This window comes from Algibacter pacificus (assembly GCF_008033385.1).
In the GTDB taxonomy this organism is placed as follows: Bacteria; Bacteroidota; Bacteroidia; order Flavobacteriales; family Flavobacteriaceae; genus Algibacter; species Algibacter pacificus.
Map to the genome: position 1 here is coordinate 293,748 of NZ_VOGY01000002.1, position 24,841 is coordinate 318,588.

The window sequence follows — 24,841 nt, forward strand, 5'->3', positions numbered from 1 at the left end:
ACCAACCAAATTTTAACCCTAACTTAAAATTAATTTTGCATTCTTACTTGACTCTCTACTATGTCTTTAATTGGAATAACCATTTTTCCTGTTTCTGTTTTTAAGGTAACAGATATACCATTAATAGATTCTATTTCTCCTTTAATATCATTAAACTCTATTATTTGACCGACTTCATAAATTTTTCTTGTATAGAAGGTTTTAAATAAATCTCCAACTACTTTTTGTGCACCTAATCCAATCGCTAATGCAAATGCCAATAAAAATGCCGCCAAAACCATGGTTATATTACTGGTAATGATTTCGGTATCAACGCCTGCTTGATTTAATGCGGTTATAGTAATAAATACTAAAATTAGCATAAATACGGCTTGACTAATCATTTTTCCGCCAGACATATCCATAGATTCGAAAAAAGATTGTAGCGATTTTTTCACAAAATTACCAAATAATAAACCTAGAACAAATATGGCCAAAGCAGATATTATTTTCGGTAAATAGCTAATAATACTTTTTATGCCTTCTGATACCATGCTTAGGTTTAGGATATCTGTAATAATCATTATTAAGATGATATAAAGCATCCATTTAATGAATTTTGCAATAATATCTATAACGTTGAAGTTAATTTTTTTATCTCCAAATAAATCAATTTCATTTAGTTTATCATCTAATTTATCGGCCTTGAGAAACCGTAAGGTTTTCTTTATTATTGAAACAACAATTTTGATAATTAAAATACCAATTAATATACCAATAATAGCGCCTGCAATAGTGGGTAAAACATCAATTACGCTTATCCAAATGGTATTTAAGGATTCTTTTAAACTGTCAACAAGGTTCATAATATTAGGGTATTTTGGTTACTTATTTCTACTTTTTATAGTGAGTTCTATTACACTCGATAAATTGTATGAAAACAATTCGGCTAGTTCCATTATGAGCTTAGCCATGGCAATATCACTCATAACCTTGGCCTTAAGTTCTTGTGGAACTTCTTTTAATGGCTTATCTATGTTTAAAAACGGGTTTTCCATTATCCAAGGTTATTATTATAAACGGTTACTAATTTATCTTTAGCCCGTTTAATTCTCATTTTTACAGCACTTTCTCCTAATTCTAAAACGTCTTCTATTTCTTTTATGGTTAAGTGGTCTTGATATTTTAAAAGCAAAATCATTTTTTCCTCTGGAGAAATCAATTCTAATGCAATTTTTAATTTATCAACCTTCATGGCAAGAAAACTGCTGTCATCATCTTCTTCCTCATAAAGGCCTCCTACATTTTCAATATCGGTATAATCTACCGATTGTTTTTCTATTTTTTTCGCGGTATTTCTTGTTACATAATTTACACAATGGTTATAGGTAAAAGCGTATAACCATGTTGAAAATTTCGATTTCCCTTTAAAGCTTGCTAATTTAACAAATAACTTTAAGAAAACATCTTGTGTTAAATCTTTAGCTTCATCTATATCTTTAGCAAACCCCAAACATTTATTATAAACTAGGTTGGCATACCTATCATATAGAATTTCAAAGAGCAAAGTGTCGTTGTTTAGCACAATACTTTTTATCAAATCCTCATCTGATTCGTTTTGTATTTTTGGTATGGTTTTCAAGTTTAGCTCGCGCTAGTTTTAAGGTTATAGAAATTTAGACACCGATTCATTTATAAAGTCACATTGTTTTTTAATTATTTTTTAAGCCGTCTTTGTTTTATGTGAAATGTGCTATTTATAAATTATATATAATGAAAGAATATCCCTGTTAAAGATAAGGGATTTTAATATAAATTGTTCGAAAAAAATTGTTTTTTAAATAATATATATTAAAAAAGGCTGCTAACAAATTGTTAGACAGCCTATAGATAAAAAATTACTTTTATTTAAATGTGTAAAGCTCTATTTTCTGTTGCGGCTAAAGCGGCTTCTTTAATAGCTTCAGTAAATGTTGGGTGGGCATGCGACATACGAGATACATCTTCCGCAGAAGCACGATATTCCATAGCCACAACCGCTTCAGCAATCATATCGGCAGCACGAGCGCCAACCATATGTACGCCTAAAATTTCATCGGTAGTTTCATCGGCTAAAACTTTAACAAAACCATCTAAATCCATGCTGGCACGACTTCGTCCTAACGCACGCATTGGAAATTGTCCTATTTTGTATGCCACTCCTGCTTCTTTTAATTGTGCTTCTGTTTTACCAACGGTAGCAACTTCTGGCCATGTGTAAACCACACCAGGAATTAAATTATAATCGATATGTGGTTTTTGTCCTGCAATAGTTTCGGCTACAAAAGTACCTTCTTCTTCTGCTTTATGCGCTAGCATGGCTCCTTTAATAACATCTCCAATAGCATAAATATTTGGTGTACTTGTTTGTAAATGCTCGTTAACATCTACCAAACCTCGATCTGTTAATTTAACACCTGCTGCTTCTGCATTTAAACCTGCAGTATAAGCATGGCGCCCAACAGATACTAAGCAGTAATCGCCTTTAAATTCTACTTCTTCTCCTTTTTTATTATCGGCTTTAACGATAATTTCATCTCCAACGCGTTCCACAGATTTTACTTTGTGTGATGCGTTTATTTTGAATTTTTGTTTCTTTAAAACTTTATTAAGCTCTTTTGATAAACCGGCATCCATGGTTGGAATAATACGATCCATATATTCGATAACTGAAACTTCGGCCCCAAGACGTTTGTAAACTTGTCCTAATTCTAACCCAATAACACCGCCACCAATTACGATTAAGTGTTTTGGAATTTCTTTAAGTTTTAAAGCTTCGGTAGAAGTGATAACACGTTCTTTATCCAATGTGATAAATGGTAGGGTAGATGGTTTACTTCCGGTAGCTATAATGGTATTTTTAGCTTCAATTTCGGTAGTTTCTTCTCCCGTAATTTTAATATGTGTAGCGTCTATAAAACTGCCTAACCCTTGAAAAACATCAATGTTGTTTTTCTTCATTAAAAAATCAATTCCGCCGGTTGTTTGATCGACAACAGCTTGTTTGCGGTTTATCATTTTTTCTAAATTCACTTTAATATCTCCAGGGATTTCAATACCGTGTTCTTCAAAATGTTTAACGGCATCCTCATAATGGTGAGAAGAATCTAAAAGGGCTTTACTCGGGATACAGCCAACATTTAAACAGGTCCCTCCAAGGGTACTGTATTTTTCAATAATTGCAGTTTTCATTCCTAATTGTGCACAGCGAATGGCTGCTACATAGCCTCCTGGACCTGAGCCTATAATGGCTACATCGTATGAATTCATAATATATTTTTGAAATTTATCATTGTGATTTGAAAATCAAAAATACGAATGTTTTATGGGAAGTCAATAAAAAAAACTATATAAAAGTAGAAGAGCTATTTAAGTGTTTTGTGTGTTTTATTTTTTTTAATATGTGTTAATTGATGTCCTTAAAAATACTTTTCTTAGAGTTGAAAATGTAGGTGTATAACCACATCAATGTAAAGGTTGGAATAATGTCTAAACCAGGAGCAGCTTCTTCAACTAATGAGATTACGGCGGCAATTTTACCTGTTTTTCCTTTGTATAACTTAGTCATTAACCATGCCGATACAGGAGCCCAAACGATATCTGTAAATTCTCCAAAACCTGGAATGGTAAAAGAAATTAGTCCAACAGCATCTAAGAGTATACTTAAGCCTAATTTTTTGTATTTGTTCATTTAATTTGTTTTTGTTAACTACATTAAAACAATAAACATACCAAAAATTATTTTCCTATTAGTTTTAGAAATTCGTTACGTGTTTCAATTTTCTCAAATTGTCCTCTAAACCCAGACGTTGTAGTAATGGAGTTTTGTTTTTGCACACCACGCATCATCATACACATGTGCGATGCCTCTATTACCACAGCAACCCCTTGTGGTTTTAAAGTATCATTTATACAGTCTAAAATTTGTTTAGTTAAACGTTCTTGAACTTGCAAACGGCGAGCAAATACATCAACAATGCGAGGTAGTTTACTTAAACCAACAATATGCCCATTTGGAATATAAGCAATGTGTACCTTTCCGAAAAAAGGTAAAATATGATGCTCGCAAAGGGAATATAATTCGATGTCTTTTACAATAACCATTTCATTATAAGATTCCTTAAACATAGCACCTTTTAAAATTTTAACAGGATCTTGATCGTAGCCTTGGGTTAAAAACTGCATGGCTTTTGCAGCGCGTTCTGGGGTTTTTTGAAGTCCTTCGCGCTGCGTGTCTTCCCCTAATTCTTCTATAATACTTTTGTATTTATTTGTGACGTCTTGGGTTGTTTTTGTACTATATTCTTCAAAGTTATTATAGGCCATCCTTTAGGTTTTTCTATTATTTATCAAAAATAAATATAATTTTTAGAAAAACGTCAATAATAAATTAGGAATCAAAATTGTACAACACAACATAAAGCAGTAAATTCACGGCTATATTTTAATGAGATGATTAGAGCAAAAAATATTCAGAAGTTTTACAGCGATTTACAAGTTTTAAAAGGTGTGGATCTGCATATAAAACCAAGTGAAATTGTTTCTATAGTAGGGGCGTCTGGGGCTGGAAAAACTACACTACTGCAAATTTTAGGGACGTTAGATAAAGCATCATCCAAAGATGATTTTGAATTAATAATAAACAACATCAATATTGGAGGCCTTAATGATAAAGGTTTAGCTAAATTTAGAAACGAACATATTGGTTTTATTTTTCAGTTTCACCAATTATTACCCGAGTTTACGGCTATTGAAAACGTATGTTTACCCGCATTTATAAAAGGAACCAGTAGAAAAGATGCTGAAAAACGCGCAAAAGAATTATTAGATTTCTTAGGATTATCTCATCGTTACACTCATAAACCTAATGAATTATCGGGTGGAGAACAACAGCGTGTTGCCGTTGCGAGAGCTTTAATTAATAGTCCGGATTTAATTTTTGCAGATGAACCTTCGGGGAATTTAGACAGTGAATCTGCCGAAAATTTACACAGTCTATTTTTTAAATTACGTGACGAATTTGGACAAACGTTTGTAATTGTTACGCACAACGAAGAGCTTGCAAATCTAGCCGATAGAAAACTAACTATGGTAGATGGTAAAATTGTAAACTAATTTTTATTCAAAAGCCCAACAAGACCTAATATTGGGCCTATTGCTATACTTAAAAATAGATATTTTATAGCAATTACATCTATTATTATATTGGCAATTTGAATGCTAATAATGGTTGTTGTAAAACCGATAGAATTGACAATTGTTAATGCGGTTCCTTTATGTTTTGGGCTAACATTTTTTGCTATTAATGTTGAAAACAGGGGAGAATCGGCAACAACTACCATACCCCAAAACACTAAAAATAATATAAAAATAGTTTCGGTTGTGATGCTGAAAAATATTGGAGACACTAAACAGCAAAGTCCTGAAAGCATTAATGCTATAGCTCCTATTTTTTTAGAACCATAAATTTGAGATAAATATCCAGAAATAACACAAGCTAAACCTCCCGATGCTATGATTACAAAACTAAGCATGGATATATTAAAGTTGGCCTGAGGATGCAGCTCTAAATAAGCGCTTAATATTATAGGAACAAAAGCCCAAAAGGTATATAATTCCCACATGTGACCAAAATAACCAAAAGCAGCTTTTCTGAAATTTGAAACTTTAAAAACGTTGAAAAACACAGCGCTGTCGAACGCTGTAACCGGTTTTCTATAAGGCCCATCGGGAACTAATAGTACCATGATGGCGCCACCAAACATGGCTAAAGCTGTGGTGGTATAAATAATAAGTTGCCAAGAAAAGGAACCACCGACACCTTTTAAAACATGAGGAAAAGCGGTTCCTAGAACTAATGCGCCCACCAAATACCCCAAAGATTTCCCTAAACCTTTATCGAAATAATCGGCGGCAATTTTCATGCCCACTGGATAAATGCCAGCAAGAAAAAAACCTGTTCCAAAACGAAGAATTAATAAACTTATAATATTGTGGTTTTCTAAAACAATGCCTAGATTAAACAGAGCAGCTATAATTGCACTAGCAAAAAAAACTTTGGATGGTGAAAAGCGATCGGTAATGGTTAAAAGTGCAAAAAAAAACGTACCAATTATAAAACCAAATTGTACGGCAGAGGATAAATGACCTAAAGCCGAGTGATTTAAAGTAAAGTTGTTGACCAAATCTTCAATAATACCATTAGTAGCGAACCATAATGAGGTACAACAAAATTGGGAAAAAACAATAATGAGTAAAATAGACTTGGTTTGCTTCATATGGAAATATAAGTTCTAAATTTAAGCTTTAATTAGAGATTAAGACGCAGGTTAAGTCAATTTATTACAATAGCTTTGTGTTATTATGAAAAATCAATCAAAAGCATTGTCTCAATCGGAGCTTAAAGAATTTTTAGACGCTAAAGTTTACGAGTTTAACAGCCCGGAATTTATTGATAGTGATCCTATTCAAATTCCGCATCAATTTTCGAAAAAGGAAGATATTGAAATCGCTGGATTTTTAGCTGCGACGATTGCTTGGGGAAACCGGAAAAGTATTATTAATAATGCGAATAAGTTGATGAATTTATTGGATAATACGCCTCACGATTTTGTTTTAAATCATACAAAAGCCGATTTAGAAAAACTACTACCTTTTGTGCATAGAACCTTTAATGGCAACGATTGTGTACAGTTTATAAAGTCGTTACAACATATTTATAAAAATCATAACGGACTAGAAGCTGTTTTTGCTAAACATGCCGATGCAGATTTTTTACAAAATTCAATTTCCGAATTTAAACGTACTTTTTTTGAAATAGATCATTTAAAACGCACCGAAAAACATGTGAGCGATCCGTTACGAAAATCGGCAGCGAAACGGATTAATATGTACCTGAGATGGATGATACGTAAAGATAACACTGGGGTGGATTTTGGTATTTGGGAAAGCCTGTCGCCCGCACAATTATCTTGTCCGTTGGATGTGCATTCTGGAAATGTAGCACGAAAATTGGGGTTATTACACCGAAAGCAAAACGATGCCAAAGCACTTCTAGAATTAGATACCAGTTTAAGAACTCTGGATAAAACCGATCCTGTAAAGTACGATTTTGCACTTTTCGGTTTAGGCGTTTTTGAAGGGTTTTAGAAAATAAGAAGTTATAAATGTATTTAAAATAAAAAGTGTTTCAAAAGATTCGTTTACAGAAACACTTTGAAACACTTTTTATTAATTATCGTTTGTACGATTTAATAGTCTAATTTAATAAGCTTTCTTACGGCATCTAAGGTTTTAATCAGTTTCTCGCTAAAATCAAAAGTCATGATATCACTTTCGGTTTTACCGTTTCTAATTAAGTCATTAAAATGAATGGCTTCATAATTATAGCCAATAGTTTTGTAGCCAAAATCTAATGTTTTTTCTTCGCTGTTTGTCGTAACTGTAACGGTTGTTGGCATGTGGAACATGGTATTTACTTTTATCGTTCCGTTTTCACAATAAAAAATAGCTTCGGTTGGCGTATCTTCCAAAAGCGTACTTTTTAGTTTGGCTGTTTCACCTGTTTTATAAGTAAAGGTCATCTCGCAAGTAGAATCAGCGCCATTGTCGAAAAATGTAGCATCGGCTTCCATATTTTCAGGAAGTCCTAAAGTCGATAATGTTGCAAAAATGGGGTAGATGCCAATATCGAGTAAACTACCACCACCAAGGGATTTGTTGAATAATCGGGCTGAATTATCAAAATCGCGATGGAAACCAAAATCGGCTTCCACTTTTAATAGTTTGCCGTAAGTTTCATTTTTCAATTCATTTAAAACAAATTGGTAATGCGGTAAGAAATACGTCCATAACGCTTCCATTAAAAGCACGTTTTTTTCTTTAGACATCGCTATCATATCGCTCACTTCTTGAGAATTCATGGCGAATGGTTTTTCACATAAAACAGCAATGCCATGCTCTAAACAAAGTAAGGTGTTTTCCTTGTGTAAAGCGTGTGGTGTGGCAATGTAAACGGCGTCTATATTGTCGTCTTTTACTAAGGCTTCATAACTATCGTACGCTTTGGTTGCACTATATTTATCGGCAAAAGCATCGGCTTTATCTTGCGATCGAGATGCTACGGCGTATAGCTTGGCGTCTGGAATAGTTAATAAATCGGTAGCAAATTTGTTAGCAATACTTCCTAGGCCAATAATGCCCCAGTTTATGATTTTAATTTCTGATGGATTTTTCATTTGGTATAAGTATTTGAATGATACATGAAATGGCGATTACAATAGCACAGCCCACAAAATTTAACCATAAAAACGGTAAATTAATAACGTTGTTTAGGTTTAAAAAATAGAGAGCAATGACAATAAATTGTGTAATAATAGCACCGATAAATACGGCATTTCCTTTTACAAATTTAAAGAAAAAGGCTAACAAAAACACTCCTAAAACGTTACCATAAAAAATAGAACCAATAATATTTACAAGTTGAATTAAATTTTCTGCCAAATTAGCTACGCAAGCCACACCAATGGCAATGATGCCCCAGCCAAACGTAAACCAACGAGAGGCTTTTACCATCTCTTCTTCGGTTTTTTCACTGGTGTTTCTTTTGTATAAATCAATGGTGGTTGTAGAACCTAAAGCGTTTAATTCACTAGCTGTACTGGACATCGCGGCACTCAAAATTACGGCCAATAGTAGTCCGATTAATCCGCGAGGTAAATTATTCAGAATAAAATGAATAAATACATAATCTTTATCGTTGCTTTCTATTTTTATATTTTCACTTTCGGAAGCTTTGTCAATTAAATCCCGAGCTTCTTTTCGTAAGTCGTCATTGGCTTCATTTGCTGTGGCAATATATTTTGCTGCTTCCGGATTATCAGAATTTATAAAAGATTCAATGATGTTCTGCTTATCATTAAAAATAGAGGTTTGTTCCTTTTGAAGAGTTTTATAGGCTTCAGCATATTGCGAGTTTAAAACAACTTCCGTGGCTGTTGGATTAAAGTTTACCGGTGCTTCATTAAATTGATAAAACACAAAAACCATAACACCAACTAATAAAATGAAGAATTGCATGGGAATTTTTAAAAGGCCGTTAAAAATTAAACCCAATTGCATTTCTTTAACCGATTTCCCCGAAAGGTAACGTTGTACTTGACTTTGGTCGGTTCCAAAATAGGATAGCATTAAAAATGTACCGCCAATAATACCACTCCAAAAGGTGTAACGATTATTCAAGTTGAATGAAAAATCTAAGACCTCCATTTTACCGCTAGCCCCTGCAATATCTAATGCTTTGCTAAAAGTAATATCTTGAGGTAGTTTATCAACAATTAGGAAAAAGGCGACTAGCATACCAATAAAAATAACAATCATTTGATGCTTTTGGGTCACGTTTACAGCACGAGTTCCTCCCGAAACCGTGTAAATAATCACCAAAAGACCGATAACAATATTAAGTGTTAATAAATCCCAGCCTAAAACCACCGATAGAATAATGGCAGGTGCAAAAATGGTAATGCCTGCTGCTAAGCCCCGTTGAATTAAAAACAAAATAGCGGTTAATGTTCGGGTTTTTAAATCGAAGCGTTTTTCTAAAAATTCGTAGGCCGTATAGACTTTTAATCGGTGGTATAACGGAATAAAAACCATACAAATAACGACCATGGCAATAGGTAATCCAAAGTAAAACTGAACAAATCCCATCCCGTCGTTAAAGGCTTGCCCCGGTGTTGAAAGAAAAGTGATGGCACTGGCTTGGGTTGCCATTACAGAAAGCCCAATGGTCCACCATTTTGAGGTGTTTCCACCTTTTAAATAATCTTGTACATTCCGGCTGCCTCGTGTTTGGTATGTGCCGTAAGCTACTATCGCTATTAGGGTGACACAAAGTACAACCCAGTCGATCCAATTTAAAGTTTGCATAAATTAAAAGGCTTTGGTTATAAAATAAAACAGAACGAAATAGATGGCGTTTGCAATTAAAACTAAAGAATATAGTTTGAGCCAAACATATTTTTTGGGTTGTTTTTCTTCCATAATTAATCGTTTATTTTGGCGTCTAATTTTAAATCCTCTTTCCCGATAGAAAGCATGTTGGCAAACAATCGATATGCTCCTGAAACCCCAGCAGGAAACTCTCTAAAAAAGCTTAAACCGGTGTAAATAAAATAACCTTTGCCATGTTTAGCAACCAATAAACTTCCTTTTTTAGCAGATTCTCCTTTATCGTGCATTGATAAAATAGGCGTGAAGGCTGGTGCCCATTTATTTGGAAAGTAAAGCCCACGTTCTTGTGTCCAGCCTTCAAAATCGTGTTGGGTAATTTTATTTGGGTAATTTAAAATGGGATGTTCTGGAGTTATAAATTTTACTTCGGCCGTTTCATCCGTAACTCGATCACGAGAAAGCTCCAACTCAAATGGTGCTAAATTGCTAACTTTTAAACCACGATTTGTGTTGTATTGGACAATCATATTTCCGCCTTGAGCGACAAAATCGAAGAGTAAGTCTTGTTTAAATTTTAAATCTTCAACGGTATTATAAGCTCTAATACCAACAACAACCGCATCAAAATAACTTAAGGTTTCGGCATTGATTTCTTCGGGTTTTAGGATACGGACGTTATATCCTATTTGTTGTAAACTTTCGGGAACCACATCGCCAGCGCCTTGAATATATGCAATGTTCTCGCCTTTCTTTTTAATATCCAAACGCACAATTTTACTTTCACTTGGTAGTAAAACGGTTTGCGCTGGAATATGATCGTAATTAATTTCGATTAATTCTTTCGTGTAATCTTTATCTCCAACATGCACAACGGGATTAATAATACCTTCGCTTTGTGTTTTTGGTGGAATAACTGTAAATATTAAGGTTTGTTCTTCGCCTTTGTTTTTAATAGAAATTTTTTGATTTTTCGGGTAAATGTTCCAATCGCTAGGGTGATTAATTTCTACCGATCCTTCTAAATTATCACGGCCTGCTTTTACAACTACAGAAATATCGTGTTGGTCATCGGAATTTAAAATAATAACCTTTTCTGTAATTTTTGCTGAAACTTCAGGGATAATTTCAAAAGGACGATACAATTCGCCTTTGTCTGGTTTAGAAAAACGATAGACCACGTTTTTAGTAAAGGTAATGGGCGTGTTATTGATAAGAAGATTGAAATCTACTTTGTAAACTCGTGGCGTCTCGGGTAAACCAATTAAACGTGTATCATCCACTTGATACATACCTAAAGTTCCTTTTTTTGTAAGCCAATAAGGTGATGAGGGTTGTTGGTGACTCCCAACTTTAAAGGTTTCTTTGAAGTTAAATTTTGTGTTTTCTTTTAAATTAATATGTTTTGAGATATCTACAGCATTCGCATTTTTAATACTTTCTAAACTGATGTTTTGATTGCTTCGGTTTAAAACTTCAATATTTAAAGTAACCATGTCGTTTTGAGTAGCCCAATAGGTTTTTGCCGATACTTCTAAATACAAACCGGCACACATTTCTATAACCGTTTTTAACTCTTTTGTTTTTAGAGTTTTCCAATGGTCGTCTTCAATATTTTGAAGTAATTGATAGGCTTCCATTAATTTTGGAATATGGACTGATGGATTAGTGAAATTGAAATGATGTTCGACGTCATTTAAAATAGCACCAATGGCTTTACCGCCTTTTACACGATTCCATGAGGTGTCAATGCCTTCGAAAATGTCTTTATTTTCACTTAAAGGATCTCCTTTTAAAAACTCGATATATTCTGTTTGTGATCCGCGCTCTAAGGTGCGACCAAAACCTTGGCATAAATGCTGACTTCGGGCTTGTGCGGCAACTTCGTTGTTCGATAGTCCTTTTAATGGGTAATACACGCCAACATCTAAAGTTAACATCTTACTTTTATCGACTTTATTAAATTTTTCTTCACTGCCGTAAGCCCACCAACTCGTGTTGTAAAACAAACGTTTTGGCTGCCATAAAGACGTTTGGTTTAATTGGTTTGGAAAAGCGGTATTATCATTTGCTAAATCGAAAGCTTCAACGCTTAACATAGCCGAACTCGTGTGGTGACCGTGTGTTGTACCTGGTGTTCTATGGTCGAATCTATTAATAATAACGTCGGGTTTAAACTTGCGAATGGCTAAAACCACATCACTTAAAACGTCGTTTTTATTCCAAATATCTAAAGTTTCGTCGGGCTGTTTAGAATAGCCAAAATCGTTGGCTCTAGAGAAAAATTGTTCACCACCATCAACGCGACGGGCAGCCAATAATTCTTGGGTTCTAATAACCCCTAATAATTCTCTTATTTCTGGGCCAATTAAATTTTGTCCGCCGTCGCCACGAGTTAAAGAAAGGTAGGCGGTGCGCGCCTTTATTTGGTTAGAAAAGTATGAAATTAACTTGGTGTTTTCGTCATCCGGATGAGCAGCAACATATAAAACAGAACCTAAAAAATTTAATTTTTGAAGCGATTCGTAGATTTCTGTCGATGTAGGAGTTTTTGGTTTTTGTGCCTGTAAGAGGGACACTGTTAAAACGAGTAATAAAAAATAGTACTTTGGGCTTTGCATAAAAATAGAGTTAGCTAAAACTCAAATATAACAAAGATTGTAAGGGGATAGATAGTTTTAATGTTTCTTTAACGTATGTTTTTGGTGATTGAAGTTGATTCATTTTATAGGTTTTAAAACGGTTAAAGCCATTTCTTTTTCTTAAAATAAATAAGCATTCCAATAAAAATAGCAATCATAACTCCCCAAAGAACATAATAGGCATTTTGATAGTGAAGTTCCGGAATATTATCGAAATTCATACCGTAAATACCGGCAATAAAAGTTAAGGGGATAAAAATAGACGCCATAATGGTTAGTACTTTCATCACTTCGTTCATTTTATTACTAATGGTGGTCATGTACATATCCATTAAACTCCAAATCATTTCGCGATAAATATCGATGTTTTCTGCCACTTGAATTAAATGGTCGTAAACATCGCGGTAGTAGTTTAAGGTTTGTTTTGAAATTAATGCATTATCCGTTTTTTCAATACGATTGATAACATCGCGAAGCGGAAAAATAGCTCGGCGTACTTTTAAAATTTCACGCTTTAAATTTTGAATGTTTTGGCTGACATCGTCAGTGGCATTTCCGTTGAAAATATCGGTTTCAAAATCCTCAATTTTATCGCCTAATATTTCGATAATGTTGAAGTAGTAATCTACCACGGCATCGATTAGCACATAAAGTAAGTAATCGGAATTCATGGTTCTAACACGGCCTTTGGCGTTTCTTATGCGGTCTCTTACCGCATCAAAAACATCGCCTTCAGATTCTTGAAAAGACAATACATGGTCTTTTCCTAAAATAAAACTAACCTGTTCCGAAATAATTTTTTCATTATTGTCATAGTACAACATTTTAAGTACTACGAATAAATAATTATCATATTCATCAATTTTTGGCCTTTGGGAAATGTTTACAATATCTTCCAAAACAAGGGGATGAAAATCATAATGGGTGCTTAGTTTTTCAATTTGTTTTACATGGTTTAATCCATTTAAATTTATCCAAGTAATAGAGTCGCTACCTTTGTATTGTATGGTTTCCGAAACATCGGTTAAATGTTTTTCAGTAAAGCGTTTTTCATTGTAATCAAAGACTTCAATAAATAGTTTTTCTGAAGATTTATAACCTGTATAAATGGGCGTTCCTGGAACTTGTCCTGCTTTTTTCTTATAATTATGTTTTCTTGTTTTAGCCATAACGGAAAATAGGTATTGGTCTCAAATTTAGTTAGATATAAAATAATTTAAACTGCATCAATACCCTCGTCGAAAGCATTTTCGATGGCATCTTTTTTAATTAAAGTGACCGCTTTTTGAAGCATTAAATTATTAGGGTAAGTTACTAAATTCCCATTATCTAATCTTAAATGAATTTGAAACGCACGAATATCTTCAATTATAGCTTGTATAGGGAAATCTTTATCATGTATTTCAATTTTGTCGCCCACTTTATAAGGGAAGTTGAAAAACATAATAATGCCCGAAGTAATATTACTTAAAATAGACCAAATGGCAAACATAGCAATCCCGATAACGGCAAAAACGGAAGAAAAAATAACCGCCAAATCTTCGAATTTAGCACCAAATATAAAAGATTCAATTAAAACGGTAATTAATAGCAATGTAACGGTAACGTAACGACGAATTAACCGAATTCGAGCGTCGTTAATTCCACTTTTACGTCCTAATTTAGTAATGGCAAAATGAAAAGCATACCGAACAATAAATAACACGATAAGCACAATGGCTGTTTGTATTAATTCGTTTTCAAAAGTTTTAAAAAACGTCATAAGTTTAGGATTAAAATGAGCAGTAAAGATACGTTAGAATCGGTCTCGCGTATTTTTTTATTTATAAAGACTTTTCAGCCATATCGTTAAGCGTTTTGTAAACCAAATGCGTTGGTAAACCCATAACATTAAAATAGGAACCTTCGAGTTTGGTGACACCAATTTGGCCTATCCATTCCTGAATACCGTAAGCCCCAGCTTTATCAAAAGGTTGTGCGGTTTTTATATAGTATAGAATTTCTTCATCTGTAAACCCTTTAAATGTCACTTTTGTGCTGGCATACAATGTTTTTTGAGATTTTTTTGTGGTAAAACAAACCGAAGTAATTACCTCGTGCGTGGCATTACTCAACGATTTTAAAATCTGGAAGGCATCAGTTTCATCCTTTGGTTTTCCTAAGGCTTTATTGTTGTGCCAAACAATAGTGTCGCTGGTAATTAATATATCGTTTTCCCGTAACTCTTCTTTAAAAGGAAGCGCTTTTAGTTGCGATAAATAATCGCTAATTTCAAAATGAGATAATCGGGTAGGGTATTCTTCTACTACAGGTTTTAATCGAATTTCGAAATCTAAACCTAAATTTTTAAAGAATTCTTGGCGGCGAGGTGATCCCGAAGCCAATATAATATGATGATTTTTTAAGCGATCTTTTAACATGTTAATGATTTTTGGATTTGAAGTGATTCATAGGTTTCAAATGTGGTTAGAACTTGCGCTTTATCTTTTGTGAATTTTTAGCCACGAATTCACGAATTAATTAGTATGCTTAGAGAGGTGTTTTAAATTTCACAAAGCAGACTACTTCATATTGAAATAATATATCAATAAAGATAATACACCCAAAAGCATCACTATTTTAAGTAAATTACTAATGAAATAATAATCCTTTTTCGACTTAGCCCTAAACAATTTTGCACTCACTAAAATAAGTGGCCCCACAATTAAAAATATAAAATAAATTACTGCAACGGTATTTTTATATAGCGAATTTACAATATAATAAACAATTAAAAATAACGGAATTAACGATAAAACAAACAAAATATTAGTGGTGCGCTGCCTACCAATTGCAATAGGTAAAGTGTTCATGCCTGCTTTATAATCCCCATTAATATCTTCCAAATCTTTAACAATTTCTCGTAATAAATTTAATAGAAAAGCAAAAAAGGCATAGTCTAAAATTATTTTAAAAAAAGTAAGCTGGATCGCTCTGTTTTCTATGGTAAGTGCTGGGAGTAATTCAAAAATACCGACAATTAAAATACTTAAAGCCACTAAAATTGAAATAATAATATTGCCTATTAAAATTTGTCGTTTTAAATACGTGGCATACACATAAAGTAGTGCTGAAATAATCACAAAAATTGAAAAAAAAGCACTTTTTCCAACCCAATGCGATAGATAAAACCCAGCGCCAACACCAACCATATTTAAAATAATAAAGGCGTTGTAAGCTGTTTTTTCGGAAATAGACTGTCCGATAATCAGCTTATCGGGTTTGTTTATAAAATCTGTTTCAACATCATAAATATCATTAATAATATTTCCAGCAGCCGCAATACAAATAGTAGCAAAAATTAAAAGAAATATCCCAAAACCATTCAAACTTATAGCCACCCCAAAAGGTTCCAAAAGCGCATATTTTATTAGCAATTGCACCAAAGCAATTAGTAATAAATTCTTCCAACGAATTAGGTTTAAAACGCTAAGCATCTTTCAGTTAAAACCATATAATTAAAGATCGAAGCAGTTTAAAACTAAAAACTAGTCAAATTGCGCCGAGTAAAAACCATTCCAGTTGCCTTGCACTTTCATAACCTGTTCAATAACATCGCGAACGGCACCTTTTCCTCCTTTTTTATGCGAAATATACTTAGAAATACTCTTAATTTCTGGCACAGCATCTTGTGGACAACAGGGTAAACCAATCTCTTTCATCACGGGGTAATCGGGAATATCATCACCCATATAAAGCACGTTTTCAGATTTAATATCATTAGCCGAAAAATAATCATCCAACTGCTCAATTTTATTCTTCGCACCCAAATAAATATCCTTAATCCCTAAGCCTTCCAAACGAATGCGGACCCCTTCATTTTTTCCACCAGAAATAATACACATATTATAGCCTTTATCCACTGCAGCTCTAATAGCGTAACCATCTTTAATATTCATGGTTCTTAGCATGTCGCCGTTTGTTAAAACCGTTACACTTCCATCGGTAAGCACACCATCAACATCAAAAACAAAGGTGGTAATGTGTTCTAAATACTCTTTATAACTTTTTTCTTCCATGTGTTTTTTGTATTGATGCCGTTAGCAGTTCGTAAATCTTTTTATGGTCAGTATTAGCTTCCAAAAGCTTCAAATGTTTTTTAATCGTTTTTTTGTCGTTGCGTTTTGCAGGGCCTGTTTGTGCTCTAAAAGGCGATAAATCCTCAAGTTTTCTAGCCGTTTCTTTAATTAAAGGTTTCAGCATATCAAATTCAGCACCTTCACTTTCCGTAATTTCATGCCCAATACGGTATAACTGATTCGTAAAATTATTCACAAAAACAGCCGCCAAATGGAGTACACGACGTTGGTCGCTATTAACGCGTTGCGTTGGGCCGCCCAAACTTACCGCCAATTCTTTTAAAAGCGCATAACTTTTTTTATGAATGGTTTCAATACAAATAGGCACTTCAGAAAAATCCAATATAGTGCCTTTTGTAAAACTTTGTAGCGGATATAATACACCTCGTTTATGTTTTTTATCCAAATCGTAAACACCAACACTACCCGAAGTATGCACAACCACACGGTTTTCAAAAGGAAGTCTTTCCGATAATTCTGCAATGGCATCATCACTAACCGCCAAAATATACACATCGGCAACCTTTAAATCGTCCAAACTATCGGTAATATCAACCTCGTGGCTATATTCCAAAATAGCATCTAAACTTCTGTTGTACCATTGAGAAACCGTTACATTTTCGGCTACTCTAAACCCTCTATACAAATGGCTGGCAACATTACCAGCACCTAAAATTACTACTGAAATCATTTTGCAAAAATACTAACAATTACCAAATAGAAATTAATAAATACAAATAATTTGGGCGTGCCCCAAGGGTCGGGCTTTCACTACTCGCTCCCTTCCGTTGGTCGGGGAGCTCAAACAGGCCGTTCAATCCCTCACGCAACTATCTGCCAATTTTAAGGTATAGCATTATATTTTTTTACTATTCAGCTGCCGTTTTACTAATAACTTCATTTAAAACATAACGTATAGAACTACCATCGGCGGGTGGGTTTTTTATTGTAGATTTAAATACACTAATTCGATAAACGTAACCCGTTTCGTACTGATGGTCAAAACCTTCAATCCCAGAATAAAGGTATTGCCAAGCATCATCATTAATAACCTCAGGTTCTTGAATTCTATAACAAGTTTGTTTATCAATCCCTGTACAAGTTACGCGCTCGGAATCTACCCAGTATAAAACAGTGGTTTGGTGCTCGTTATCCGAACATGAAAAATATAATAAAGAAAGTAGTACAATTAACAAAGTCGCTTTTTTCATCAGTAATTCGTGTTTTGTTGTTTTGCTATTTTTGTACTAATATATAATTTTATTTCAATCCGTAATTCTTAATTAAATCAAAAAGAAAACAAGTACTTTTACCTCAAATTTTAAAAGCATGCCATTTTCCGATAAAATAAAATCGAATTACAAACCAAAACGTTTAGCTGTAAAGCTAAATGCAAAGGGCGAGCAGTTTGTAATGCAAGGACACCCATGGGTATTTTCAAATAATATTACTAAAATAAATGATAATGCCAAACCGGGCGATTTAGCCATTATTTTCGGTAAAAATAAAAACCGTGTTATTGGTTTAGGCTTGTATGATGCGAATTCGCCAATTCGAATAAAAATGCTACATAGCAGTACCGAGAAAGCAGAAATAAATGCGGCTTTTTTTCAGAAAAAAATAGAAAAAGCATACGCAAAACGTAAATCATTATTAAAAACAAACACCAATAGTTACCGCTTGCTTTTTGGTGAAAACGATGGTTTCCCAGGATTGATAGCCGATGTTTATGCTTCGGTTTTGGTGGTTAAAATATATTCCGAAATTTGGTTGCCTTATATTGAAACTATCATCCCAAGTTTACAAGAAACTTCGAAAGTAAAGACGGTAGTTATTCGTTTAAGCCGAAGTTTAGAAAACTCAAAAAAACATAAGTTAGAAAATGGCGATGTGGTTTTTGGGACTTTAAAAAACGAAGTCGTTCAATTTGTAGAGCACAACGTTAATTTCTCTGCAAACGTCATAAAAGGACATAAAACAGGCTACTTTTTAGATCATCGTCCGAATCGAAAACAAATAGGCGAGTGGAGTAAAGATAAAACGGTACTGGATGTGTTTTCTTATGCTGGCGGATTTTCGGTGCATGCCTTATATAATGGCGCGAACGAAGTCACCAGTTTAGATATTAGCAAACAAGCCTTGGAAATTGCTTTAGAAAATGGTAAACTAAATAAATACAAAGGCAAACATAAAACCATTGCTGGCGATGCTTTTGAGGAGCTTAAAAACCTAATTAAAGCCAAAGTTACTTTCGATGTTGTGGTTATCGATCCGCCAAGTTTTGCAAAACAAGCCAGCGAGATAGAACTCGCCAAAAAGAAATATGCCCAACTCACAGAATTAGGCGAAAAACTTACCGCAAAAAATGGTTTATTAATGTTAGCCTCATGCTCATCTAGAGTATTAGCACAAGCGTTTTACGATATTAACAGTCAGGTTTTAGCAGCAACAAAACGGAACTATAAAATTCTTTTAAAAACCCAGCACGACACCGATCATCCTATTGGATTTCCGGAAGGGGCGTATTTAAAATCGGTGTATTATCGATTTATTGATTAGTTCTTGATTCTTGATTCTTGATTCTTGATTCTTGATTCTTGATTCTTGATTCTTGATTCTTGATGAGAAATCTAATCTTATGCATGCATAATATTTCCTATATTTGTACAAATCAATAAAACGAAATGGAAACTAAACTCACCACACTTCTTCATATTAAATACCCTATAATACAGGCACCTATGTTTTTGGTATCGAATACTGCCATGGTTATTGAGGCTATGAAAAGCGGTATTGCAGGTTGTATTCCGGCATTAAATTATCGCACTTTAGAGGAGTTAAAATCTGCCATTCACGAATTGAAAGCAGCCAAAGTAGCAGGAGGTGCTTTTGGTTTCAATTTAATCGTCAATAAATCGAATATAAAATATAAAGAGCAATTGCGTGTGCTATGTGAGGAGGGCTGCGATTTTATAATCACCTCTTTAGGAAGTCCCGAAGAAACCATTAATCAAGCGCATAATGTAGGTATAAAAGTATTTTGTGATGTAACTGATTTACATTTTGCTCAAAAAGTTGAAGCTTTAAAAGCCGATGCCGCTATTGCTGTAAATAATGAAGCGGGTGGGCATCGTGGTAACATATCTCCCGAAAAATTAATAAAGGAATTAAAAACACACCTATCAATTCCGGTAATTTCTGCGGGAGGCGTAGGCTGTAAAGCCGATATTGAAAAAATGTTGGGATATGGCGCCGATGGCGTATCGGTGGGAAGTCCGTTTATTGCTTCGGTAGAAGCGGGAGTGACCCAAGAATATAAACAAGCTTGTGTGGATTATGGCGCTGATGATATTGTGATGACCGAGCGTATTTCTGGAACACCCTGTACGGTAATTAACACGCCGTATGTACAGAAAATTGGAACAAAATCGACTTGGATTGAATCTGTTTTAAACAAGAATAAAAGTTTAAAAAAATGGGTTAAAATGATTCGGTTTTCAATCGGGATGAAAGCCACCGAAAAAGCAGCTAAAAAAGCGACATACAAAACGGTGTGGGTTGCGGGACCAAGTATAGCGCATACAAATTCTATTTTACCGGTGAAAGCTATTATAGAAAAGTTAGTAAACTAGGTTGAAGTTGAAAAAAACGTGCAAACGCATAAAAAATACAGGTTTTAACAAGAGCCTTTGCAGACGCGTGCGTTAGGGATTGAGCGGCCTGTTTGAAATCCTTTTTGTTTTTGAAAAAAATAAAAAGATTGAGTAGTGAAAGCCCGACCCTTGGGTAACGCCAAAAAAACGATAAAATAAATGGTTTGCCTTTGTTTTAGTCCTTTTAATATTATCGCATCACAAAAATAAAACGTACCTTTACAGCCTATTAATTCTAAAAAAAAGGAGTATACCATAAACTATGGCAAAATCGCAAGTAACATTTAACAAAATTGAAAAAGAAAAAAAACGTTTAAAGAAGAGAGAGGAAAAGCAGAAAAAAAGGGAAGCTCGTAGAGCAGAGGCTAAAGAAAACCCTCAAGGTATCCAATTTGCTTATGTAGATTTTAACGGAAATTTAACCGACACTCCACCAGACCCAGCAATGCGTGAAAAAGTGGAGGCGGAGAGTATTGAATTAGGAATTCCTAAAAAGGAAGACCGTATTGAAGAAGAACCAGTAATTAAAGAAGGGAAAGTATCATTTTTTGACCATTCTAAAGGTTTTGGTTTTATTATAGACAGCGTGAATCAAGAGAAATATTTTGTTCATGTTAGTGGTTTATTGGACGATATTGAAGAAAACGACAAAGTTACTTACGATCTTGAACGTGGTCAAAAAGGAATGAATGCCGTTCGAGTAAAGAAAATATAATACTTCGTTAAAAAGTTCTTATTAAAGAGCTTATTACGTTTTATTTAAAGTAAATTTTGAAATAATCCTCAACAGGGGTACCTGTGAGGATTATTTCTTTTTAAAAAGGTTTTTAATGGCTGTTTCTCGTAAAACAATTTCTATCATATTGGCGTTCTTTGCCATCTATGTTATTTGGGGGTCAACATATTTACTGAATAAAATTGCGGTTTCAGAATTACCACCGTTTATGTTAGCATCAATGCGGTTTATAATAGCGGGGGTGCTTATTTTTATTATAGCTAAAATTTTAAAAGTGGATATTGCTATCAGCTTCAAGCAACTTAAAAATACTATTATTGCTGGATTCTTATTTTTAACCTTTGGCAATGGTGTTGTCGTTTGGGCTTTAAAATTTGTAGATAGTGGCTTTACAGCTTTAGAAATTTCTGCTCAACCACTCGTTGTGTTAATTTTAATGCGCATTTTACAGGGCAAAAAAATTTCAGCTATGTCTTATATTGGTGTGGCATTAGGTTTTTTGGGTATATTTTTATTGGTAAGTCAAAAACAACTCATTAGTAAAGACGGACAAATTTTAGGTATGATCATGATTTTTATCTGCATGCTAAGTTGGGCTTACGCTAGTATATTTGTGGGTAAAGCGGATTTACCTAAAAATTATTTTGTGAATACGGGTTACCAAATGCTCTCTGGTGGTATTATGCTCGCCATTGCTAGTTTATGTTTTGGAGAAACCTGGACATCACCAACCACTTGGAGTACTCCGGTGCTTTGGGCCATGTTACTCCTTATTATTTTTGGAAGTATTATTGCGTTTACTTCTTTTAATTATTTGTTGAAAGAAGTTTCCCCAGAAAAAGTAGCTACTTCTACTTATGTAAACCCTGTGATTGCTTTGTTTTTAGGCTGGTGGGTTTTAGATGAAAACTTAACCACACAATCTATTATTGCGGCCGTTATTTTATTAACAGGCGTATATTTTATTAATTCTAAACGAAAATTTAAACCTAGAACTATTGGACGTTAAAAAAGCCATTCAATTCATGTTGATTAGCACGTTGGCTTTTGCTTGCATGAATACTACGGTAAAATATTTAAGTCGTTTTAATGCGTTTCAGATTGTATTGTTTAGATCGGCAAGTTCCTTATTTTTTACTTTTGGGTTTTTATTAAGAAACAAGATTTCATTTGCTGGAAATAATAAAAAATTGTTGATTTTACGCGGTTTAGTTGGTGCAACGTCTATGAGTATGTTTTTTATGTCTACCAAATATTTGCCCATTGGTAGTGCGGTTTCTTTGCGTTATTTAGCCCCTGTATTTGCGGCTATTTTTGCAATTATTATACTTAAAGAAAAAATTAAACCGCGACAATGGTTGTTTTTTGCATTGGCTTTTGGAGGTGTTTTAGTTTTAAAAGGATTCGATGAAGAGGTGAGTGGCTATGGCTTGACTCTGGTTTTTATTTCCGCCGTATTTAGTGGGCTAGTCTATATTATATTGAGTAAAATTGGAAAAAGTGAACATCCAGTAGTTGTGGTAAATTACTTTATGATTATATCGACTATGGTTGGCTTAATTGGTGCTATAAATAATTGGGTGATGCCTGTTGGTAAAGAATGGTTTTTACTCGGTATATTAGGGGTGTTTGGCTATTTTGGACAAGTATATATGACTAAAGCTTTTCAAACAGCATCAACAAGTCAAGTGGCGCCATTAAAGTATATTGAAGTTGTTTTTACCTTAGTTTTTGGTACCTTTATTTTTGGTGAAATTTATACGTTTTGGAGTTTACTTGGTATTGCTTTAATTATTGGCGGACTCGTTTTAAATATTTTATATAAAGAAAAACATAAGAGCTAATTGTTTTTTGCCTAGTAATGGGCTTATTTGTAATTTCGCAATCTTATTTTTAGATAATTAATTAGATGAGTTTTAAAACAGAGGTCAATCGTGTAAGAAGAAGGATAATGCGCAGCATCACTAAAAATGTGGGCAGTTCTTATACAGAGCCTCAAAAAGGCAGTCTTAAAATTGAAGATGTTAAACGGGTTTTAATCATCCGTCCAAATCATCGATTGGGAAATCAATTATTATTAACGCCTTTGGTGCAAGAAGTGCTTAATACCTTTCCTAATTCCGAAATTGATTTATTTGTAAAAGGCGGCGTTGCTTATCCTGTTTTTGAAAATTATAGCCGAGTATCTAAAATTATTCAGCTTCCAAGAAAACCATTTAATAATCTTTTTAAATATGCCAAAAGCTGGATTTCTGTAAAATCGAAATCTTACGATTTGGTTATTAATGGCGATAAAAACTCATCGTCTGGGCGTTTATTAACCAATTTAGCCAAAGCGAAACTTAAAATTTTTGGTGATGTAGATCTTGATATTCAGAAAAATTTCAGCGATCATATGCATATTTCAAAATATCCTATCTATAATTTACGATCGAATTTAAAACGCTTAGGGTTTCCCGAAAATAATAAGCCATTACCGCTTTTAGATATCAAATTGAGTGCTTCTGAATTTGAAAAAGGCAAAGTGATTCTAGATGATATTATTAAAAATCACAAAAAAACCATCTGTATTTACACCAATGCTACGGGCGATAAATGCTATTCTGAAACCTGGTGGGAAACATTTTATGAGCGTTTAAAAACAGAATATCCCGATTTTAATATTATTGAAATGTTACCTATTGAAAACATTTCGAAAATAAACTTTAAAGCACCTAATTTTTATAGTGAAGATATTCGGGAAATGGCAGGTATTATAAAAAACACGAGTATTTTTATAGCAGCCGATAATGGTGTTATGCACTTAGCAAGCGCGGCTTTAACCCCTTGTGTTGGATTCTTTTCTGTAACCGATGAAAATATCTATGCACCTTACGGAAATGGAAGTGTAGCGCTTAATACCAACCATACCAATATTGATGATTGGATTAAAGCAGTGAATGGTATTTTACATTGGCACAATTACCAGAAATAAATGCCATTCACATAGTTTTTTATAACATCAATAGTTTTTGCTTGTTCCGAACCTTTAAAACCAGTGATGTCTTTATAGCTTATATTTTCATTATAAAAAGTTAAATATTTTTCAGATAATGGCATGTAGGACCAATGCCATTTTTCCATGTTATAACCTGTTCTGCCGTTTATCTTACTGGTGTAAACTTGATTGAAACCATAGGTTTTTGCATGTTCTAATAACCAATTATAGAGTTTTAGTCCTGTTCCTTTTTCAAAATAAGTATTGTTTAAATTATTCAAATCCATATCGGTTCCCCAATGATGACGCGAGGATGTTGGCATGGAACTGTATTCTAAAATTTTTAAAGCCCGTGTTTTAGGTTCTAAATTTGCATATTTTGCCCATTAGCGTTCCCAAATTCGCTTTTGTTCATAGAAGTTTCGAGTTCCAGAAATAATTTTCAAATAGATTCCATCGGCCTTGGTGGCTTCATACATTTTTATAAAAGCATCATAACATGTTATGTTTAAATAGAGGGGTTTAGACGCATGTTGTTCGTTTACTTTTATAAAATTTTGATGTGTTTTATAATCGAATTTACCAAGTACAAAATCTTTGGTAATACTGGTGTCGATTTTCTGTTTTGGCAAGGCTATAGGAACTTGTTCAACGACTAGATTTTCTACAAGCTGTTTTTGTTTTTTATCTTGACATGCGCTACATATCATTATAAGGATTATAGAAAAAGATACTAAGTGGTTCTTCAT

General features: G+C 33.8%; 25 protein-coding genes and 1 pseudogene. 8 read left to right on the forward strand and 18 right to left on the reverse strand.

All coding sequences use genetic code 11. The features are described from left to right. Positions 1–29: 29 nt before the first annotated feature. The 6 genes from FQU21_RS04315 to folE all read right to left on the reverse strand — a co-directional run bounded on the left by FQU21_RS04315 (position 30) and on the right by folE (position 4,344). The gene (locus tag FQU21_RS04315; RefSeq protein ID WP_147676759.1) at positions 30–845 is read right to left on the reverse strand and encodes a mechanosensitive ion channel family protein; all 816 of its coding nucleotides are present in this window, start codon (positions 843–845) and stop codon (positions 30–32) included. A gap of 18 nt (positions 846–863) precedes the next feature. Further along, entirely contained in the window at positions 864–1,037 is a 174-nt protein-coding gene (locus tag FQU21_RS17390) for a hypothetical protein (protein ID WP_187269320.1), read from the reverse strand. Continuing rightward, complete coding sequence (locus tag FQU21_RS04320) at positions 1,037–1,621, reverse strand: RNA polymerase sigma factor (protein ID WP_147676760.1); 585 nt, start codon at positions 1,619–1,621, stop codon at positions 1,037–1,039. Before FQU21_RS04320 ends, FQU21_RS17390 begins: the two co-directional genes overlap by 1 nt. A gap of 266 nt (positions 1,622–1,887) precedes the next feature. Then, positions 1,888–3,288, reverse strand: a complete 1,401-nt coding sequence (lpdA, locus tag FQU21_RS04325; RefSeq protein WP_147676761.1) for a dihydrolipoyl dehydrogenase — start codon at positions 3,286–3,288, stop codon at positions 1,888–1,890. Positions 3,289–3,424: 136 nt separating this feature from the next. Further along, positions 3,425–3,709 carry a hypothetical protein gene (locus FQU21_RS04330; protein WP_147676762.1) on the reverse strand — a complete coding sequence of 95 codons (285 nt, stop codon included), beginning with the start codon at positions 3,707–3,709 and terminating at the stop codon, positions 3,425–3,427. Between the two features lie 47 nt (positions 3,710–3,756). Then, complete coding sequence (gene folE, locus FQU21_RS04335; protein WP_147676763.1) at positions 3,757–4,344, reverse strand: GTP cyclohydrolase I FolE; 588 nt, start codon at positions 4,342–4,344, stop codon at positions 3,757–3,759. 126 nt (positions 4,345–4,470) lie between these two features. On the opposite strand from folE, the gene FQU21_RS04340 reads away from it, so the two are divergent. Next, entirely contained in the window at positions 4,471–5,133 is a 663-nt protein-coding gene (locus FQU21_RS04340) for an ABC transporter ATP-binding protein (protein ID WP_147676764.1), read from the forward strand. On the opposite strand, the gene FQU21_RS04345 is transcribed toward FQU21_RS04340, so the two are convergent. After that, on the reverse strand, positions 5,130–6,296 hold the full coding sequence (locus tag FQU21_RS04345; RefSeq protein WP_147676765.1) for an MFS transporter: 1,167 nt from the start codon (positions 6,294–6,296) through the stop codon (positions 5,130–5,132). The two genes, FQU21_RS04340 and FQU21_RS04345, sit on opposite strands and share 4 nt — an antisense overlap. Before the next feature lie 106 nt (positions 6,297–6,402). Here FQU21_RS04345 and FQU21_RS04350 point away from each other — a divergent pair, with 106 nt between their 5' ends. Beyond that, positions 6,403–7,167, forward strand: a complete 765-nt coding sequence (locus FQU21_RS04350; protein ID WP_147676941.1) for a TIGR02757 family protein — start codon at positions 6,403–6,405, stop codon at positions 7,165–7,167. 101 nt (positions 7,168–7,268) lie between these two features. Here FQU21_RS04350 and FQU21_RS04355 read toward each other — a convergent pair whose 3' ends face one another. From FQU21_RS04355 to FQU21_RS04400, 10 genes are all read right to left on the reverse strand, one after another. Then, positions 7,269–8,255: a Gfo/Idh/MocA family protein gene (locus FQU21_RS04355; protein ID WP_147676766.1), complete on the reverse strand. Its 987-nt coding sequence runs from the start codon at positions 8,253–8,255 to the stop codon at positions 7,269–7,271. After that, positions 8,233–9,945: a sodium:solute symporter family protein gene (locus FQU21_RS04360; RefSeq protein WP_147676767.1), complete on the reverse strand. Its 1,713-nt coding sequence runs from the start codon at positions 9,943–9,945 to the stop codon at positions 8,233–8,235. Before FQU21_RS04360 ends, FQU21_RS04355 begins: the two co-directional genes overlap by 23 nt. 116 nt (positions 9,946–10,061) lie before the next feature. Then, positions 10,062–12,587, reverse strand: coding sequence for a PIG-L family deacetylase (locus FQU21_RS04365; protein WP_147676768.1), 2,526 nt, complete (start codon positions 12,585–12,587; stop codon positions 10,062–10,064). A 122-nt stretch (positions 12,588–12,709) separates the two neighbouring features. Continuing rightward, positions 12,710–13,777: a magnesium/cobalt transporter CorA gene (gene corA, locus FQU21_RS04370; RefSeq protein ID WP_147676769.1), complete on the reverse strand. Its 1,068-nt coding sequence runs from the start codon at positions 13,775–13,777 to the stop codon at positions 12,710–12,712. A 47-nt stretch (positions 13,778–13,824) separates the two neighbouring features. Further along, on the reverse strand, positions 13,825–14,370 hold the full coding sequence (locus tag FQU21_RS04375; protein WP_147676770.1) for a mechanosensitive ion channel domain-containing protein: 546 nt from the start codon (positions 14,368–14,370) through the stop codon (positions 13,825–13,827). A 61-nt stretch (positions 14,371–14,431) separates the two neighbouring features. Then, complete coding sequence (locus FQU21_RS04380; protein WP_147676771.1) at positions 14,432–15,028, reverse strand: Maf-like protein; 597 nt, start codon at positions 15,026–15,028, stop codon at positions 14,432–14,434. Positions 15,029–15,169: 141 nt separating this feature from the next. Beyond that, entirely contained in the window at positions 15,170–16,084 is a 915-nt protein-coding gene (locus tag FQU21_RS04385; protein ID WP_147676772.1) for a geranylgeranylglycerol-phosphate geranylgeranyltransferase, read from the reverse strand. 51 nt (positions 16,085–16,135) lie between these two features. Then, on the reverse strand, positions 16,136–16,666 hold the full coding sequence (locus tag FQU21_RS04390; protein WP_147676773.1) for a KdsC family phosphatase: 531 nt from the start codon (positions 16,664–16,666) through the stop codon (positions 16,136–16,138). Then, a complete protein-coding gene (locus FQU21_RS04395; RefSeq protein WP_147676774.1) occupies positions 16,647–17,417 on the reverse strand; it encodes a Rossmann-like and DUF2520 domain-containing protein in 771 nt (256 codons plus the stop codon). The genes FQU21_RS04390 and FQU21_RS04395 overlap by 20 nt, the downstream gene beginning before the upstream one ends. 178 nt (positions 17,418–17,595) lie before the next feature. Continuing rightward, the gene (locus FQU21_RS04400; RefSeq protein WP_147676775.1) at positions 17,596–17,937 is read right to left on the reverse strand and encodes a DUF4377 domain-containing protein; all 342 of its coding nucleotides are present in this window, start codon (positions 17,935–17,937) and stop codon (positions 17,596–17,598) included. Positions 17,938–18,055: 118 nt separating this feature from the next. Between FQU21_RS04400 and FQU21_RS04405 the strand changes: the two genes are divergently transcribed. The 6 genes from FQU21_RS04405 (at position 18,056) to FQU21_RS04430 (ending at position 24,089) form a co-directional block, all read left to right on the forward strand. Then, positions 18,056–19,285, forward strand: a complete 1,230-nt coding sequence (locus FQU21_RS04405) for a class I SAM-dependent rRNA methyltransferase (RefSeq protein WP_147676776.1) — start codon at positions 18,056–18,058, stop codon at positions 19,283–19,285. Between the two features lie 125 nt (positions 19,286–19,410). After that, entirely contained in the window at positions 19,411–20,358 is a 948-nt protein-coding gene (locus FQU21_RS04410; protein ID WP_147676777.1) for an NAD(P)H-dependent flavin oxidoreductase, read from the forward strand. 283 nt (positions 20,359–20,641) lie between these two features. Further along, a complete protein-coding gene (locus FQU21_RS04415; RefSeq protein ID WP_147676778.1) occupies positions 20,642–21,094 on the forward strand; it encodes a cold-shock protein in 453 nt (150 codons plus the stop codon). Positions 21,095–21,209: 115 nt separating this feature from the next. Next, positions 21,210–22,124, forward strand: a complete 915-nt coding sequence (locus FQU21_RS04420; RefSeq protein ID WP_147676779.1) for an EamA family transporter — start codon at positions 21,210–21,212, stop codon at positions 22,122–22,124. Continuing rightward, positions 22,114–22,959, forward strand: coding sequence for a DMT family transporter (locus tag FQU21_RS04425; protein WP_147676780.1), 846 nt, complete (start codon positions 22,114–22,116; stop codon positions 22,957–22,959). Before FQU21_RS04420 ends, FQU21_RS04425 begins: the two co-directional genes overlap by 11 nt. A gap of 65 nt (positions 22,960–23,024) precedes the next feature. Beyond that, on the forward strand, positions 23,025–24,089 hold the full coding sequence (locus FQU21_RS04430) for a glycosyltransferase family 9 protein (RefSeq protein ID WP_147676781.1): 1,065 nt from the start codon (positions 23,025–23,027) through the stop codon (positions 24,087–24,089). On the opposite strand, the pseudogene FQU21_RS17675 reads toward FQU21_RS04430, so the two are convergent. Next, a pseudogene (locus FQU21_RS17675) lies at positions 24,077–24,841 on the reverse strand (M15 family metallopeptidase). The gene FQU21_RS04430 and the pseudogene FQU21_RS17675 overlap by 13 nt on opposite strands.